Annotated in this window: 16 protein-coding genes and 1 pseudogene; 10 read left to right on the top strand and 7 right to left on the bottom strand. The window is 69.2% G+C overall.

Annotated elements, in window-relative coordinates; genetic code table 11:
- Positions 1-10 precede the first annotated feature (10 nt).
- The 3 genes from AC5Y7V_RS07255 to AC5Y7V_RS07245 all read left to right on the top strand — a co-directional run bounded on the left by AC5Y7V_RS07255 (position 11) and on the right by AC5Y7V_RS07245 (position 3,254).
- Positions 11-853, top strand: a complete 843-nt coding sequence (locus AC5Y7V_RS07255) for an alkaline phosphatase family protein (RefSeq protein ID WP_499879641.1) — start codon at positions 11-13, stop codon at positions 851-853.
- Positions 854-888: 35 nt separating this feature from the next.
- Positions 889-2,205 carry a protein export chaperone SatS gene (gene satS / locus AC5Y7V_RS07250; RefSeq protein WP_499879336.1) on the top strand — a complete coding sequence of 439 codons (1,317 nt, stop codon included), beginning with the start codon at positions 889-891 and terminating at the stop codon, positions 2,203-2,205.
- A 65-nt stretch (positions 2,206-2,270) separates the two neighbouring features.
- Positions 2,271-3,254, top strand: a complete 984-nt coding sequence (locus AC5Y7V_RS07245; RefSeq protein WP_499879335.1) for a VWA domain-containing protein — start codon at positions 2,271-2,273, stop codon at positions 3,252-3,254.
- A 4-nt stretch (positions 3,255-3,258) separates the two neighbouring features.
- Here the strand turns inward: AC5Y7V_RS07245 and AC5Y7V_RS07240 are convergent, their stop codons facing one another.
- A complete protein-coding gene (locus AC5Y7V_RS07240) occupies positions 3,259-4,266 on the bottom strand; it encodes a VWA domain-containing protein (protein ID WP_499879334.1) in 1,008 nt (335 codons plus the stop codon).
- Positions 4,267-4,314: 48 nt separating this feature from the next.
- A complete protein-coding gene (locus AC5Y7V_RS07235; protein WP_499879333.1) occupies positions 4,315-4,536 on the bottom strand; it encodes a hypothetical protein in 222 nt (73 codons plus the stop codon).
- Between the two features lie 181 nt (positions 4,537-4,717).
- Here AC5Y7V_RS07235 and AC5Y7V_RS07230 point away from each other — a divergent pair, with 181 nt between their 5' ends.
- Positions 4,718-5,002 carry a GlsB/YeaQ/YmgE family stress response membrane protein gene (locus tag AC5Y7V_RS07230; RefSeq protein ID WP_499879332.1) on the top strand — a complete coding sequence of 95 codons (285 nt, stop codon included), beginning with the start codon at positions 4,718-4,720 and terminating at the stop codon, positions 5,000-5,002.
- Between the two features lie 6 nt (positions 5,003-5,008).
- On the opposite strand, the gene AC5Y7V_RS07225 is transcribed toward AC5Y7V_RS07230, so the two are convergent.
- The 3 genes from AC5Y7V_RS07225 to AC5Y7V_RS07215 are packed head-to-tail and all read right to left on the bottom strand — an operon-like array spanning position 5,009 to position 7,778.
- Complete coding sequence (locus tag AC5Y7V_RS07225) at positions 5,009-6,088, bottom strand: adenosine deaminase (RefSeq protein WP_499879331.1); 1,080 nt, start codon at positions 6,086-6,088, stop codon at positions 5,009-5,011.
- Positions 6,085-7,383 (bottom strand): thymidine phosphorylase, encoded by a 1,299-nt coding sequence (locus AC5Y7V_RS07220; protein WP_499879330.1) that lies wholly within the window; start codon positions 7,381-7,383, stop codon positions 6,085-6,087. The genes AC5Y7V_RS07225 and AC5Y7V_RS07220 overlap by 4 nt, the downstream gene beginning before the upstream one ends.
- Positions 7,380-7,778 (bottom strand): cytidine deaminase, encoded by a 399-nt coding sequence (locus AC5Y7V_RS07215; RefSeq protein WP_499879640.1) that lies wholly within the window; start codon positions 7,776-7,778, stop codon positions 7,380-7,382. Before AC5Y7V_RS07215 ends, AC5Y7V_RS07220 begins: the two co-directional genes overlap by 4 nt.
- Positions 7,779-7,989: 211 nt before the next feature.
- Between AC5Y7V_RS07215 and sdhC the strand changes: the two genes are divergently transcribed.
- From sdhC to AC5Y7V_RS07195, 4 genes are read left to right on the top strand one after another with little or no spacing between them, the layout of a single operon-like run.
- A complete protein-coding gene (gene sdhC / locus AC5Y7V_RS07210; protein WP_499879639.1) occupies positions 7,990-8,328 on the top strand; it encodes a succinate dehydrogenase, cytochrome b556 subunit in 339 nt (112 codons plus the stop codon).
- Positions 8,325-8,792: a succinate dehydrogenase hydrophobic membrane anchor subunit gene (locus AC5Y7V_RS07205; protein WP_499879329.1), complete on the top strand. Its 468-nt coding sequence runs from the start codon at positions 8,325-8,327 to the stop codon at positions 8,790-8,792. Before sdhC ends, AC5Y7V_RS07205 begins: the two co-directional genes overlap by 4 nt.
- A 16-nt stretch (positions 8,793-8,808) precedes the next feature.
- On the top strand, positions 8,809-10,581 hold the full coding sequence (sdhA, locus tag AC5Y7V_RS07200) for a succinate dehydrogenase flavoprotein subunit (protein ID WP_499879328.1): 1,773 nt from the start codon (positions 8,809-8,811) through the stop codon (positions 10,579-10,581).
- A gap of 11 nt (positions 10,582-10,592) precedes the next feature.
- On the top strand, positions 10,593-11,381 hold the full coding sequence (locus tag AC5Y7V_RS07195) for a succinate dehydrogenase iron-sulfur subunit (RefSeq protein ID WP_499879638.1): 789 nt from the start codon (positions 10,593-10,595) through the stop codon (positions 11,379-11,381).
- Between the two features lie 9 nt (positions 11,382-11,390).
- Here AC5Y7V_RS07195 and AC5Y7V_RS07190 read toward each other — a convergent pair whose 3' ends face one another.
- Complete coding sequence (locus AC5Y7V_RS07190) at positions 11,391-12,461, bottom strand: GGDEF domain-containing protein (RefSeq protein WP_499879327.1); 1,071 nt, start codon at positions 12,459-12,461, stop codon at positions 11,391-11,393.
- Between the two features lie 73 nt (positions 12,462-12,534).
- Between AC5Y7V_RS07190 and AC5Y7V_RS07185 the strand changes: the two are divergent.
- Both AC5Y7V_RS07185 and AC5Y7V_RS07180 read left to right on the top strand, forming a co-directional pair.
- Positions 12,535-13,176, top strand: a pseudogene (locus AC5Y7V_RS07185) (carboxymuconolactone decarboxylase family protein); the annotation flags it as partial.
- A gap of 41 nt (positions 13,177-13,217) precedes the next feature.
- A complete protein-coding gene (locus AC5Y7V_RS07180; RefSeq protein WP_499879326.1) occupies positions 13,218-13,943 on the top strand; it encodes a hypothetical protein in 726 nt (241 codons plus the stop codon).
- A gap of 17 nt (positions 13,944-13,960) precedes the next feature.
- On the opposite strand, the gene AC5Y7V_RS07175 is transcribed toward AC5Y7V_RS07180, so the two are convergent.
- Positions 13,961-14,860: a sigma-70 family RNA polymerase sigma factor gene (locus tag AC5Y7V_RS07175; protein WP_499879325.1), complete on the bottom strand. Its 900-nt coding sequence runs from the start codon at positions 14,858-14,860 to the stop codon at positions 13,961-13,963.
- Positions 14,861-14,886 lie beyond the last annotated feature (26 nt).

Raw genomic sequence — 14,886 nt, 5'->3', positions numbered from 1 at the left:
GCTGAGCACAATCAAAAGCCTGGCCGGCGCGGCCGCGCTGGTGGGACTGGCGATCGTCCCGTCGGCGCCCCGGGTGGAGCTCGCGGCGGCCGCGCTGCCGCAGCCCGCGCACGTGGTGATCGTGGTGGAGGAGAACCGCTCCGCGACCAACATCATCGGCAACAAGTCGGCGCCGTTCATCAACGCACTGGCCGCGGGCGGCGCGAACATGGTGCAGTCGTTCGCCGAGGCGCATCCCAGCGAGCCCAACTACCTGGCGCTGTTCGCCGGCAGCACCCTCGGGGTGACCAAGGACTCGTGCCCGGTCGACGGCGGTGCCACCCCCAACCTGGGCTCCGAATTGCTGGCCGCCGGCTACACGTTCGTCGGTTACGCCGAAGGGCTGCCCGCACCGGGCTCCACCGTGTGCAGCGCCGGCAAGTACGCGCGAAAGCACGTGCCGTGGGCCAACTTCACCAATGTGCCGCCCGCCAACTCGCTGCCGTTCTCGGCCTTCCCGCTGGGCAACTACGCCGGCCTGCCGACCGTCTCGTTCGTCATTCCCAACAACGACGACAACATGCACGACGGCTCGATCGCGCAGGCCGACGCCTGGCTGAGCCGCGAGCTGTCGGGCTACGCCAACTGGGCGGTGGCCAACAACAGCCTGCTGATCGTGACGTGGGACGAGGACGACGGCGGACCGCGCAACCAGATCCCGACGGTGATCTACGGCGGGCACGTGCAGCCCGGCAACTACGCCGAGCAGATCAGCCACTACAGCGTGCTTTCCACCCTGGAGCAGATGTACGGGCTGCCCAAAACCGGTTACGCGGCCGGTGCCGCGCCGATCGCGACGATCTGGGCCGCGTAGCCGCCACCGCGCCACCCGTCGCTATTGTGTGCCGCATGGCTGCTGACCTCGTGCCGATCCGCCTGAGCCTGTCCGCCGGTGACCGCTACACGGTGTGGGCGCCGCGCTGGCGCGACGCCGGCGACGAGTGGGAGGCGTTCCTGGGCAAGGACGAGGACCTGTACGCGTTCTCCTCGGTCGCCGACCTGGTCGCGTTCGTGCGCTCGGGCGCCGACAACGACCTCGCCGACCACCCGGGCTGGCAGGACCTGACCTCGGCGCACGCGCACGACTTCGAGCCCGGCGAGGACCGCCAGTTCGACCTGGTCGTGGTCGAGGAGCTGGTGTCGGAGAAGCCCACCGAGGAGTCGGTGACCGCGCTGGCCGGAGCGCTGGCGATCGTGTCGTCGATCGGCTCGGTGTGCGAGCTGGCGGCGGTGTCGAAGTTCTTCAACGGCAACCCCAACCTGGGCACGGTGGCCGGCGGCATCGACACCTTCACCGGCAAGGCGGGCCAGAAGCGCTGGAACGCGATCGCCGAGGTCATCGCCCGCAGCTGGGACGACGTGCTGGGCTCGATCGAGGAGATCATCAGCGCCCCCGAGGTCGACGAGGACGCGTCCGAAAAGGCCGCCGAGGAGCTGGAAGAGGAGCGCGAGGAGCCCGCGGAAGACGAGGCGGAGGCGGAAGCCGCCGAAGAAACCGACGAGGCCGACGAAGACGACGAAGACGAAGACACCGAGGACGAGGACGACGAAGACACCGAGGACGACGAGGCCGAGGAGGAGGCCCGCGCGGCCGGCGACACCGTCGTGCTGGGCGGCGACGAGGACTTCTGGGTGCAGGTCGGCATCGACCCGATCCGGATCATCACCAGCTCCGGCACGTTCTACACGCTGCGCTGCTACCTGGACGACCGCCCGATCTTCCTGGGCCGCAACGGCCGGATCAGCGTGTTCAGCTCGGAGCGGGCGCTGGCCCGCTACCTCGCCGACGAGCACGACCACGACCTGTCCGACCTGAGCACCTACGACGACATCCGCACCGCCGCGACGGACGGCTCGCTGGCGGTGGACATCACCGACGAGAACATCTACGTGCTGAGCGGGCTGGCCGACGACTTCGCCGACGGACCCGACGCCGTGGATCGCGACCAGCTCGACCTGGCCGTCGAGCTGCTCCGCGACATCGGCGACTACTCCGAGGAGAGCACGGTGGACAAGGCGCTGGACCCCGGCCGGCCGCTGGGCAAGCTGGTGGGCCACGTGCTGGAGCCGGAGTCGGTCGCCAAGCCCACACCCCCCTACGCCGCCGCCGTGCGCGAGTGGGAGAAGTTGGAGCAATTCATCGACGGGCGGCTCAGGCGGGAGTAGAGCGGGAGTAGGGCGCCGACCCGCCGCGTTTGACGGGCCACCCAGACTGCTCTTTACTGGCGCAGGTGTCGCTTCCCGGCGTCGGCCCGTTGCCCCTGTACGGCTTCCAGCGTCCGGGCATGCTGCTGTTCGGTCTGATCCCGCTGGCGCTGCTCGCCGTCTATGTCGTGGTGCAGGCCCGGCGCCGGCAGCGGCTGCGCCGGTTCACCGAGGCCGACGTGCCCCAGTCGTGGTGGCGGCACCTTCCCATCGCGGGGTCGCTGCTGTCCCTGTTCCTGCTGACCGTCGCCCTGGCCACGCCCACGCACGACATGCGCATCCCGCGCAACCGCGCCTGCGTCGTGCTGATCATCGACATGTCCAACTCGATGCGCGCCACCGACGTCGAACCCAACCGGCTAAAGGCGGCCGAGCAGGCGGCCAGCCAGTTCGCCAGCCAGCTGACGCCGGGCATCAACCTCGGGCTGGTCGGATTCGCGGGCACGCCCTACCTGCTGGTGCCCCCGACCCCGCAGCACGAGGCGACGCTCGAGGCGCTGAAGAAGCTCGAGTTCGCCGACGGGACGGCGACCGGCGAGGCGATCTTCACCGCGCTGCACGCGGTCGGCGCCGCGGCCATCACGGGCGGGGACACCCCACCGCCGGCGCGCATCGTGCTGCTGTCCGACGGCGGCGAGAACAAGCCGACCGACCCGAGCGACCCGCACGACGGCGCCTTCACCGCGGCGCGGCTGGCCAAGGACCAGGGCGTGCCCATCTCGACCATCTCGTTCGGCACCAAGGGCGGCGAGATAGAGATGGACGGGCAGCGCGTCGCCGTCCCCGTGTCCACGGACCAGATGCGCAAGATCGCCCAGCTCTCCGGCGGCCAGTCCTACACCGCCACCAACATCGGCGAGCTGAACAAGAGCTACAACGCCATCGAGAACGACATCGGGTTCCGCACGGTGCCCGGACCCGGCAGCGCCGGCTGGCTGCGCCTGGGCGTCGTCGTCGCGCTGCTCGCCGCGGCGCTGGCCCTGCTGATCAACCGGCGCCTGCCGGTCTGACCGCTCAGGCGGGCAGCCGCCGGTTCAGGAACTCCCCGGCCAGCACCGCGCCGGCCAGCAGCACCGCGCCCAGCAGCATCCAGGCGAGGCTGGCGTCCCCCTTGACCGTCTGGTAGCCGATCTGGCGCTGCAGCGTCGAATAGACGCTCTCGAGCGATTCCAGGCTGTCCGCGTGGAACGCCTGGCCGTCGGTGATCTTGGTGATCTCCTGCAGCGTCTGGTCGTCGACGGGGACCGGGATGGTGGCGCCCTCGTACTCGACGGTGCCGTAGGGCGTGCCGAAGGAGATCGTCGAGATCTGCACCTCCTCGGCCTTGGCTGCCCGCGCGGCGGTGAACGCACCCTGCGGGGCGTTGGGGTCCAGCGGCACGTTTTCGGCGCCGTCGGATTCCAGGACGATGCGCGCGGGGGGCGGGCCTTCGCCGCCGCCCATCACCGAGCCGACCGTGGCGATCGCCTGCAGCGCCGTGAAGATGCCCTCCCCCGTCGCGGTTTTCGGGGCCGGCTTCAACCCGTCGATCGCCGCCTTCACCGCGGCGCGGTTCGTCGTCGGGGAGACCAGCAGCGAGGCGTTGGCGGCGAATTCGACCAGGCCCAGGTTGATGGCAGGCGTCAGCTCATCGGCGAACTTCTTGCCGGCCTCCTGCGCGGCGGCCAGCCGGTTGGGGGCGACGTCGGTGGACGCCATGGATTCCGAGACGTCGATGACCAGCACGACGACGGCGCGGTTGAGCGGGATCCGGATGTCCGATGTCGGACCGGCCATGGCGGTGGTCAGCAGGACCAGCGACACGGCGAGCAGGATCGTCGGCACGTGCCGCCAGCGGCCCGAGCGCAGCGGCGCCACCCGCTCGAGCACCTCCATGTTGGCGAACCGCAGCACCCGGCGGCGCCGGGCGAACTGCACCACCACGTAGATCCCGATCAGCAGCGCCACGGCCAGCAAGAACAGGAAGAACCAGGCGTTCTGGAAGCCCGTGAGCGACACGGGTCCCAGCAGCGGCAGCTTCATGTCCAGCCACCCTATTCGTCAAACGACGAGCCTGCATGGGCCGCCCGGTCAGGGCCGCTGGGGCGCGGGCGTGTTTCCGTACAGGCAATCGTGCAGTTCCGGGCTGCCCGGGGCGAAGTCGAATCCGCAGTTGCACTCGCGGGCGTCCCGGGGAGGAAGCGAGTCGCAAAACGGGGTGCCCGCCGAGGCCGTCGGCGCGCTCCACAGCACACCGGCGGCCAGGGCCGCCGCCGCCGCACCGAGGGCGGCCCGCACTGCTTTCGGCTTCATGTTCAGTCCTTTTCGGTACGACGTCATGGACAACTCATATCAGTGTCGGCGGCAACTCGCAGCGCAGCGTCGGCGGGCAGCGCAGACCCGATCGAATTGTGTTACAAGCCCGGCGGTTCGGGGAACTCTTGTCCGAGATGGCGCCCGCACGGGGCGCCGTAGAAGACAACGGGAGCTACAAATGATCGGATCAATCATCCTGGCGATCATCGTCGGCGCGGTCATCGGTGTGGTGGCGCGTCTGGTCATGCCGGGCAAGCAGACCATCGGCATGGTCATGACGGTCGTCCTCGGTGCCGTCGGCGGCCTGATCGGCTCAGCGGTGTCCGCCCAGTTCGGATACCACAACGCCAACGGTGGAATCGCGTGGATTCCGTTCTTCGTCGGCGTCGGCGCCGCCGTCGTCCTGATCGCGATCTGGGAGGCCGTGACGGGCCGTCGCAGCCACACCGGGCTGCCCCGCTGACCGCGGCTAGCCGATCAACACCGCGTAGCGCGGCTTGATCACCTCGTCGATGATCGCCAACCGCTCGTCGAACGGGATGAAGGCCGACTTCATGGCGTTGATCGTGAACCGCTCCAGATCACTCCACCCATAACCGAAAGCCTCGATGAGCCTCGACATTTCGAGGCTCATCGTGGTGTCGCTCATCAGCCGGTTGTCGGTGTTGACGGTCACGCGGAAGCGGGTGCGGGCCAGCAGGTCGAACGGGTGCTCGGCGATGCTCTTGACCGCGCCGGTCTGCACGTTCGAGCTGGGGCACAGCTCCAGCGGAATTCGTTTGTCCCGCAAGATGGATGCCTGCTGGCCCAGCCGGACGCGGCCGTCCTCGAGGACCTCGATGTCGTCGACGATGCGCACGCCGTGGCCGAGCCGGTCGGCGCCGCAGAACGCGATGGCCTCGTGGATGGAGGGCAGGCCGAACGCCTCGCCGGCGTGAATCGTGAAGCGCGCGTTATGGTCTCGCATGTACTCGAAAGCGTCCAGGTGCCGCGTCGGCGGGTTGCCGGCCTCGGCGCCGGCGATGTCGAACCCCACCACGCCCTTGTCCCGGAACCGGATCGCCAGCTCGGCAATCTCACGGGACACCGCGGCGTGGCGCATCGCGGTGACCAAGCACCGCACCTTGATGGGGCGCCCCGCCGCCGCGCAGGCCTGCTCGCCGGCGGCGAAGCCCGCCAGCACGGCATCGACGATCTCGTCGAAGGACAGCCCGCGGTTGATGTGCAGTTCGGGGGCGAAGCGCACCTCGGCGTAGACGACCGAATCCGCGGCCAGGTCCTCCACACATTCGTAGGCGACGCGGTACAGGGCGTCGGGGGTCTGCATCACCGCCACGGTGTGCGAGAACGGTTCCAGGTAGCGCTCCAGCGAGCCGCTGTGCGACCGGGTGCGAAACCACGTCGCCAGCTCGTCGACGTCGGTGGCGGGCAGCCCGTCGTAGCCGGTCGCACCGGCGATGTCGATCACGGTCGACGGCCGCAGCCCGCCGTCCAGGTGGTCGTGCAGCAGGGCCTTGGGCGCCTTCCTGATCTGGTTGAGGTCGATCACTGCGCGATCCGATCGATGATCAGCGGCCGGGAGGCCGGTGGCGTGTCGTCGACGCTGTAGCCGCCGGCCAGCTCGGCCATCGCGGCGTCGAAGCGTTCGGGGGTGTCGGTGTAGAGGGTGAACAGCGGCTCGCCGGCGGCGACGGGCTCCCGCGGGCGGCGATGGATCCGGATCCCGGCGCCCAGCTGCACCGGATGGCCCGGACGGGCCCTGCCCGCGCCGAGCCGCCAACTCGCCAGCCCCACCGCCATCGCGTCGATATCGCCCATTGTGCCGCCCCGGTGAGCGGTCACGGTCTCGGAACACGAACCGATCGGCAACGGTACCGACAAGTCGCCGTCCTGGGCCGCGACGAGCCGGCGAAAGCGGTCCATCGCGGTGCCGTCGCGCAGCGCCCGGGCGGGATCGCGGTCGTCGACGCCGGCGAGGTCGAGCATCTCGGCGGCCAGCCGCAGCGTCAGCTCCACCACGTCGGGCGGCCCGCCGCCGGCCAGGACCTCCAGCGACTCGGCGACCTCGAGCGCGTTGCCGACGGTGCATCCCAGCGGGCGGTTCATGTCGGTCAGCAGCGCGCGGGTGGGCACCCCGTGCGCCGCGCCCAGCCCGACCATGGTGTGCGCGAGTTCGCGGCTGGCCGCCTCCGAGGCCATCAGCGCCCCGGAGCCGACCTTCACGTCGAGCACCAGCGCGCCCGCGCCCTCGGCCAGCTTCTTGCTCATCACCGAGCTGGCGATCAGCGGCAGCGACTCGACGGTGGCGGTGACGTCGCGCAGCGCGTAGAGCTTGGCGTCGGCCGGGGCCAGCTCGCCGGCGGCGAAGATGGCGGCGCCGACGTCGCCGAGCTGTTCCCGGATCCGCGCGCCGGACAGTTGCGCGGTGAACCCCGCGATGGACTCCAGCTTGTCCAGGGTGCCGCCGGTGTGCCCCAGCCCGCGGCCCGACGCCTGGGGCACGGCCGCCCCGCAGGCGGCAACGACGGGCACCAACGGCAGGGTGATCTTGTCCCCGACGCCGCCGGTGGAGTGCTTGTCGACGGTCGGGACGCCCAGGTCGGCGAAGTCCAGCCGCTCGCCGGAGGCCAGCATCGCCGCCGTCCACCGGGCGATCTCCTCGCGGTCCATGCCGCGCCACACGATCGCCATCAGCAGCGCCGACATCTGCTCGTCGGCGACGCGGCCATGGGTGTAGGCGTCGATCACCCAGTCGATGGCGGCGTCGGACAGCCGCCCGCCGTCGCGCTTGGTCCGGATCACCGTCGGCGCGTCGTACGCCGCGTCGAAGTCCCAGTCGCTCAAGGCGATTCCCGCGGCAGGTCGGCGCGAAAAGCGTCGGGCAGCAGCTCGCCGAGGGGGCGCGGCCCGGCCGGATGGTCGATCAGCATGTCGGTGCCGCCGTGCTCCAGCAGCAGCTGGCGGCATCGCCCGCACGGCATCAGGGTGGCCCCCCGGGGGTCCACGCACGCCAGCGCGACCAGCCGGCCGCCGCCGGTGGAATGCAGGGCGCACACCACACCGCACTCGGCACAGAGACCAAGGCCATATGAGACGTTCTCCACATTGCACCCGGTGACGACGCGGCCGTCGTCGACCAGCGCGGCCGCCCCCACGGCGAACCGCGAGTAGGGCGCATAGGCCCCCGCCGCCGCTCCGATCGCCTTGTCGCGCAGCACATTCCAGTCGACGTCGGGCACACGCACCTCGCTCACCAAAGGGCCGACTTGCCAGCGTCACCCTACTCTGACACGACATTTCGCTTGGCGGCTGTTCGGCATGACCCACCAGCTGGCAGGGTTAGGCTGAACTCCCCTGACTGTTCACAAGAAGGCGGGTGAGGACATGGTGAGCACTGCCGCCGCGCGCAAGCGGCGACCACCCCGGACCCTGTATCGGGGCGACCCGGGCATGTGGGCGTGGGTGCTGCACCGCATCAGCGGCGCGACCATCTTCTTCTTCCTGTTCGTCCACGTGCTGGACGCCGCGATGCTGCGGGTGAGCCCGCAGACCTACAACGCGGTGGTGGGCGACTACAAGACCCCCATCGTCAGCCTGATGGAATACGGCCTGATCGCCGCGGTGCTGTTCCACGGCCTGAACGGGATCCGGGTCATCCTGATCGACTTCTGGTCGCAGGGCCCGCGCCATCAGCGGCTGATGTTCCTGATCGTCGTCATCGTCTTCTTGCTGCTGATGGTTCCCGCCGGCGTGGTGACCGGCATCCACGTCCTGGAGCATCTGCGATGAGCAGCCCGGACCTGCAGCTCGGGCGCGGCCAGACCGCGCCGGTCAGGCAGCGCTTCTACGACCGCCCCGCCAGTCTGGACAATCCCCGCTCCCCGCGCCGGCGCGCCGGCATCCCGAACTTCGAGAAGTTCGCGTGGCTGTTCATGCGGTTCTCCGGGATCGCGCTGGTGTTCCTGGCGATCGGGCACCTGTTCATCATGCTGATGTGGGACGACGGCGTGTACCGCATCGACTTCAACTACGTGGCGGCGCGCTGGCACTCGCCGTTCTGGCAGATGTGGGACATGGCGTTGTTGTGGCTGGCGCAGCTGCACGGCGGCAACGGGCTGCGCACCATCATCGACGACTACAGCCGCAAGAACTCCACCCGGTTCTGGCTCAACAGCCTGCTGCTGTTGTCGATGGGGTTCACGTTGGTGCTGGGCACCTACGTGCTGGTGACCTTCGACCCGAACATCTCGTGATCGAGGAAGGCGAGCCGTGATCCAGCAACACCGATACGACGTGGTGATCGTCGGCGCGGGCGGTGCCGGGATGCGCGCCGCGGTCGAGGCGGGGCCGCGGGTGCGGACCGCGGTGCTGACCAAGCTCTACCCCACCCGCAGCCACACCGGCGCCGCCCAGGGCGGCATGTGCGCGGCGCTGGCCAACGTCGAGGACGACAACTGGGAATGGCACACGTTCGACACCGTCAAGGGCGGCGACTACCTCGCCGACCAGGACGCCGTCGAGATCATGTGCAAGGAAGCCATCGACGCGGTGCTCGACCTGGAGAAGATGGGGATGCCGTTCAACCGCACCCTCGAGGGCCGCATCGACCAGCGCCGCTTCGGCGGGCACACCCGCGACCACGGCAAGGCGCCGGTGCGCCGGGCCTGCTACGCCGCCGACCGCACCGGCCACATGATCCTGCAGACGCTGTACCAGAACTGCGTCAAGCACGACGTGCAGTTCTTCAACGAGTTCTACGCGCTGGACCTGGTGCTCACCGAGACCCCGAGCGGGCCGGTGGCCACCGGGGTGGTCGCATACGAGCTCGCCACCGGTGAGATCCACGTCTTTCACGCCAAGGCCGTCGTCATCGCCACCGGCGGGTCGGGCCGCATGTACAAGACGACCTCCAACGCGCACACGCTGACCGGCGACGGCATCGGCATCGTGTTCCGCAAGGGACTTCCCTTGGAGGACATGGAGTTTCACCAGTTCCACCCGACCGGCCTGGCCGGCCTGGGCATCCTGATCTCCGAGGCCGTGCGCGGCGAGGGCGGCCGGCTGCTCAACGCCGACGGCGAGCGGTTCATGGAGCGCTACGCCCCGACGATCGTCGACCTGGCGCCGCGCGACATCGTCGCGCGCTCGATGGTGCTCGAGGTGCTGGGGGGCCGCGGCGCGGGCCCCAACAAGGACTACGTGTACATCGACGTCCGCCACCTCGGCGAGGACGTGCTGGAGGCCAAGCTGCCCGACATCACCGAGTTCGCGCGGACCTATCTGGGCGTGGACCCGGTGCACGAACTCGTCCCGGTCTACCCGACGTGTCACTACGTGATGGGTGGCATCCCCACGACCGTCACCGGACAGGTGTTGCGGGACAACACCTCCACCGTCCCGGGCCTATACGCGGCCGGTGAGTGCGCGTGCGTGTCGGTGCACGGCGCCAACCGGCTTGGCACCAATTCGCTGCTGGACATCAACGTCTTCGGGCGCCGGGCCGGCATCGCCGCGGCTTCGTATGCGCGGGGCCACGACTTCGTCGACATGCCGCCGGAGCCGGAGGCGATGGTCGTCGGGTGGGTGGGCGACATCCTCTCCGAGCACGGCAACGAGCGCGTCGCCGACATCCGTGGCGCCCTGCAGCAGTCGATGGACAACAATGCCGCGGTGTTCCGCACCGAGGAGACGCTCAAGCAGGCGCTCACCGACATCCACGCGCTCAAGGAGCGCTACTCGCGAATCACCGTGCACGACAAGGGGAAGCGCTACAACAGCGACCTGCTGGAGGCCATCGAGCTCGGCTTCCTACTGGAGCTGGCCGAGGTCACCGTGGTGGGCGCCCTGAATCGCAAGGAGTCCCGCGGCGGCCACGCCCGCGAGGACTACCCGAACCGCGACGACGTCAACTACATGCGCCACACGATGGCCTATAAGCAAATTGGGGCCGATAAGCAGCGACCCGACCTGCTCAGCGATATCGCGCTGGACTTCAAGCCCGTGGTGCAGACCCGCTACGAACCCAAGGAACGGAAGTACTGATGGCCTTCGAAATGGAACCAGACGTCGAGCCCCGGTTGGAGCCCCCGTTGCCGCCGGTTCCCGAGGGCGCGGTGATGGTGACCGTGAAGATCGCCCGGTTCAACCCCGACCAGCCCGACGCCTTCGCGAAAACCGGTGGCTGGCAAAGCTTTCGGGTGCCCTGCCTGCCCAGCGACCGGATGCTCAACCTGCTGATCTACATCAAGAGCTACCTGGACGGGACGCTGACGTTCCGGCGGTCCTGCGCGCACGGCGTGTGCGGCTCCGACGCCATGCGCATCAACGGCGTCAACCGCCTGGCGTGCAAGGTGCTGATGCGCGACCTGCTGCCCGACAAGCCGGACAAGAAACTCACCATCACGGTCGAACCGATCCGCGGGCTGCCGGTGGAGAAGGACCTGGTCGTCGACATGGAGCCGTTCTTCGACGCCTACCGGGCGGTGAAGCCCTACCTGATCACCACCGGCAACCCCCCGACCCGGGAACGCATCCAGAGCCCGACCGACCGCGCCCGCTACGACGACACCACCAAGTGCATCCTGTGCGCGTGCTGCACCACCAGCTGCCCGGTGTTCTGGCACGAGGGCAGCTACTACGGGCCGGCGGCGATCGTCAACGCGCACCGCTTCATCTTCGACAGCCGCGACGAGGCAGCCGCCGAGCGCCTCGACATCCTCAACGAGGTCGACGGCGTCTGGCGGTGCCGGACCACGTTCAACTGCACCGAATCCTGCCCGCGCGGCATCGAGGTCACCAAGGCGATCCAGGAGGTCAAGCGCGCGACCATGTTCTCGCGCTGAGCCGGAACTTCAGCAGAGTTCGTGGTGGTGGCTTCGGTTGCCCCCCAACCGCTTGGCCTGATACATCGCGGCGTCGGAGGCGCTGATCAGCTCCTGCAGCACCAGTTGCGGGTCGGCCGCGGTCTCGTCGAGGAGGGCGCAGGCGGTGCCGATGCTGGCGGTGACCCCCGCCGCCGAGGCCGCGATGGCCCGGCACATCTGCGTGGCCAGCGACTCGGCGTTGCAGCCCGAAGACGTGCCGGCCAGCAGGAACTCCTCGCCGCCGCTGCGCGCCACCACCGCCTGCTTGTCGGCGGCGGCCAGCAGCGCCTGGGCGACCTGGACCAGCGCGTGATCCCCCGCGGCGTGGCCGCAGCGGTCGTTGAGGGCCTTGAAATGGTCGAGATCGATCAGCATGACCACCAGGTGGGAGTCGATGCCCCGGCGGGCCAGGATCATCCCGAGCGCCTCGTGCGCGAACGCGCGCCTGTTGAGCAGGCCCGTCAGCGGATCGCGGTCGGCGCGCAGCAGGTCGCCCGCCAGGGCGCGCACCAGGATCAGAATGGCCACCGGCAGGGCGATGTTGACCTCGATCACCAGCCACAGGTCCACCCCCGCGAGGCTGGGGTGTCCGGCCCGGGCCAGCGACAGCGCCTCCCAGGAGCCGACGGCGGCGGCCACCGCGAAGTTGTACAGCACGAAGCCCGTCGTGTGAAAGAACGCCATGTACGCGCCGAAGGTCGCGAAGGCGATGCAGCCGATCAGCGCGGCCAGCGGGTTCGGGTGCGCCAGGCACGCCAGGGCGACGGAGGCGTTGCACGTCACGGCGAAAATGAGTGACTGCGTGCGCGTCGGCCAGCGGCAGACCCACAGCACCACCCCCGCCACCCCGCCGCCGACCGCAGCCCACATCATCGCCACCGGGACGGCTCCGCGGGGACCGTCCGAGCCCGCCAGCAGCGCGAGGAGGCACAACACCATCGACGCCGAAATGGCCGCCAACACGGCCCGAGTGGCACCGCTGATGCCCCGCGACGCCAGGTAGCCGGAGAGCCAGTCATATTGATCGGCCCGCCACCACCGGCTAAAAAGCGCGGTCATCGTCAACTCCCAATCGCCACCACAGGTCGTGAGACTAGCGGCATACCGCAGGTATGTGTCACGATTTCGCGCGCCATCCCGTCTGACCCGTATGACACAGAAAACCCGCATCGAGCCCCTGCCCCCCAACCGCGCCGGACTGCTGACCCGTGCCATGTACCGGGTGGCCAAGCGGCGCTACGGACAGGTCCCCGAGCCGTTCGCCGTTTCCGCGCATCATCGCAAGCTGATGATCGCGGGCGCCGTGCACGAAACGATGGTCGACCGGGCGTCGAAGACGCTTCCGGTCAGCGTGCGCGAGCTCGCGGTGTACTGGACCGCGCGCCAGATCGGCTGCTCGTGGTGCGTCGACTTCGGCTCCATGCTGCAGCGACTGGACGGCCTCGACATGGAGCGCCTGAAGGAGATCGACAATTACGCCGCCTCGCCGGCGTTCAGCGACGACGAGCGCGCGGCCATCGCCTACGCCGACGCGATGACGGCCGACCCGCACACCGTGACCGACGAGCAGGTCGCCGACCTGAGGTCCCGCTTCGGCGACGCCGGCGTGTTCGAGCTGACCTACCAGATCGGGCTGGAGAACATGCGGGCGCGGGTGAACTCCGCGCTGGGCATCACCGAGCAGGGCTTCAATTCCGGTGACGCCTGCCGCATCCCGTGGATGACCGAGCCCGACGAATCGCCGAATTCCACGCTCGCGCGCGGGAATAGGTGAGTGCCAATACCATCGAGGCCGTGAATCCGCAGCTGCAAGCCGTGGTCGACGATGCCTATCGCATCTTCGGTGGCTACCGCCTCGACGGTTCGCTGTGTGTCTGTCACTGCAACTCCTGCATGACACTCGACGATGAGCGTCGTCTGGTCACGACGCCGCTGCGCGCAATCCCGGCCGAGTTACTTGCGCAGTACACCGAGTCGGCCCACAGCTGGGATGACGGATCGGTGGCGCGCGAATTCCGATATTTCCTGCCGCGCTACCTCGAACTCATCGCATTGAACGAAGCGCCGGATCCACTGGGCATAGATATCTGCCTGCGCCGCCTCGGCGAATCGACGTGGCGCGAGACTTGGCCGCGACCGGAGCAAGTCGTCATCGAGCGCTACTTCGACGCGATCCTGGTCGCGAGCCTGCAGCGCCTGGAACTCACACACTGGCCGGCCGGCTGGCGGCTGGAATTCGACTTGGCGGATGTGCTGACGATGATCGTGACGGCCGGAGGTGATCTCGATCGTGTCCTGGCGGCATGGGACGCCGCCGACGACCCGCCGGCAGCAATCCATATGGCGGCGTTGCGGTCCGGTGTCATCCACTCGGGCGACGTCCAGTACTTCCACTCGGCCTACCTGGAGGACCACAAAGAAGAGGCCCGCCGCATCGGCGCTTTCCTGACCCGCCCAGAGGTCGTGCGACGGATCGAAGCCGCGTTCTTCAACATCGACGAACCGCGGCTACAACGGCTGGTCTCCAGCGCGATCGATTGAGCTCAATCGAGCCGCTCTCAGGGACGCAGGGGCGAGCCGGTGAACTTGTCCGGGTTGGCGATATCCCATAGCGCGCAGACCTTTCCGTCGCGCACCGTGATCGCCAGGATCCGCGGCCGCATCTCCCAGTGCCCGTCGTCGCCGGGGCTGCCCTCGGTGTAGGCGCCCAGCTCGCCGTTGACGAGCCCAAGCTGATTCGCCGTAAAGAACGCGTCGCCGTAGCGCCGGGCCAGGCCGAAGATGAACCGGGCCACCTTGTCCGCTCCCTCGATGACGTGAACGGCCGTGGGCGCCTTGCCGTTTGAATCGCCGCTGAACGTCACGTCCGGATGCAGCAGCTCCACTACGGCCCCCAGGTCGCCGGCGGCCATGGCGGCCATCAGCCGGCCGACCACCTCGTTGTGCAAGGGGTCGGGCTTGGGCGGCGGGGCGGCCGCCACCGCCTTCCGGCCCCGCGACGCGAGCTGCCGCGCGGCGGCCTCGTTGACGCCCAGCACCTCGGCCACGTCGGCGAAGGGCACCGCGAACCCGTCGTGCAGCACGAATGCGACCCGCTGATCGGGCGACAGGCGCTCGAGCACCACCATCGCCGCGAAGCGGGCGTCCTCGCTGGCCACCACCGCGGACAGCGGGTCGGCCTCTTCGAATCTGGTCACCACCGGCTCGGGCAGCCAGTTGCCGGTGTACGTCTCGCGCCGGTGCGCGGCCGACCGCAACCGGTCCAGGCCGAGCCGGCTCACCACGGTGGTGAGCCACGCCCGCAGGTCCGAGATGGCCTGGTTCTGCCCGTGCCAGCGCAGCCACGCCTCCTGGACGATGTCCTCCGCGTCGGCCACCGTGCCGGTCAGCCGGTAGGCCACCGACATGAGATGCGGTCGCAGCGCCTCGAACTCGCTAACCTGCTGCGCCGCGGTCATAGCGCGAGGCTACGCTCGCGAACGAG

The sequence above is a fragment of the Mycobacterium sp. NGS34 genome (genome assembly GCF_059812845.1).
This window is presented reverse-complemented; position numbering and strand designations above follow the sequence as displayed.

Coding starts and splice junctions, on each gene's coding strand:
- satS (WP_499879336.1), top strand. CDS start 889: ATGGCTGCTGACCTCGTGCCGATCCGCCTGAGCCTGTCCGCCGGTGAC.
- AC5Y7V_RS07240 (WP_499879334.1), bottom strand. CDS start 4,266: ATGAAGCTGCCGCTGCTGGGACCCGTGTCGCTCACGGGCTTCCAGAAC.
- AC5Y7V_RS07235 (WP_499879333.1), bottom strand. CDS start 4,536: ATGAAGCCGAAAGCAGTGCGGGCCGCCCTCGGTGCGGCGGCGGCGGCC.
- AC5Y7V_RS07230 (WP_499879332.1), top strand. CDS start 4,718: ATGATCGGATCAATCATCCTGGCGATCATCGTCGGCGCGGTCATCGGT.
- sdhC (WP_499879639.1), top strand. CDS start 7,990: ATGTGGGCGTGGGTGCTGCACCGCATCAGCGGCGCGACCATCTTCTTC.
- AC5Y7V_RS07205 (WP_499879329.1), top strand. CDS start 8,325: ATGAGCAGCCCGGACCTGCAGCTCGGGCGCGGCCAGACCGCGCCGGTC.
- AC5Y7V_RS07195 (WP_499879638.1), top strand. CDS start 10,593: ATGGAACCAGACGTCGAGCCCCGGTTGGAGCCCCCGTTGCCGCCGGTT.
- AC5Y7V_RS07190 (WP_499879327.1), bottom strand. CDS start 12,461: ATGACCGCGCTTTTTAGCCGGTGGTGGCGGGCCGATCAATATGACTGG.
- AC5Y7V_RS07175 (WP_499879325.1), bottom strand. CDS start 14,860: ATGACCGCGGCGCAGCAGGTTAGCGAGTTCGAGGCGCTGCGACCGCAT.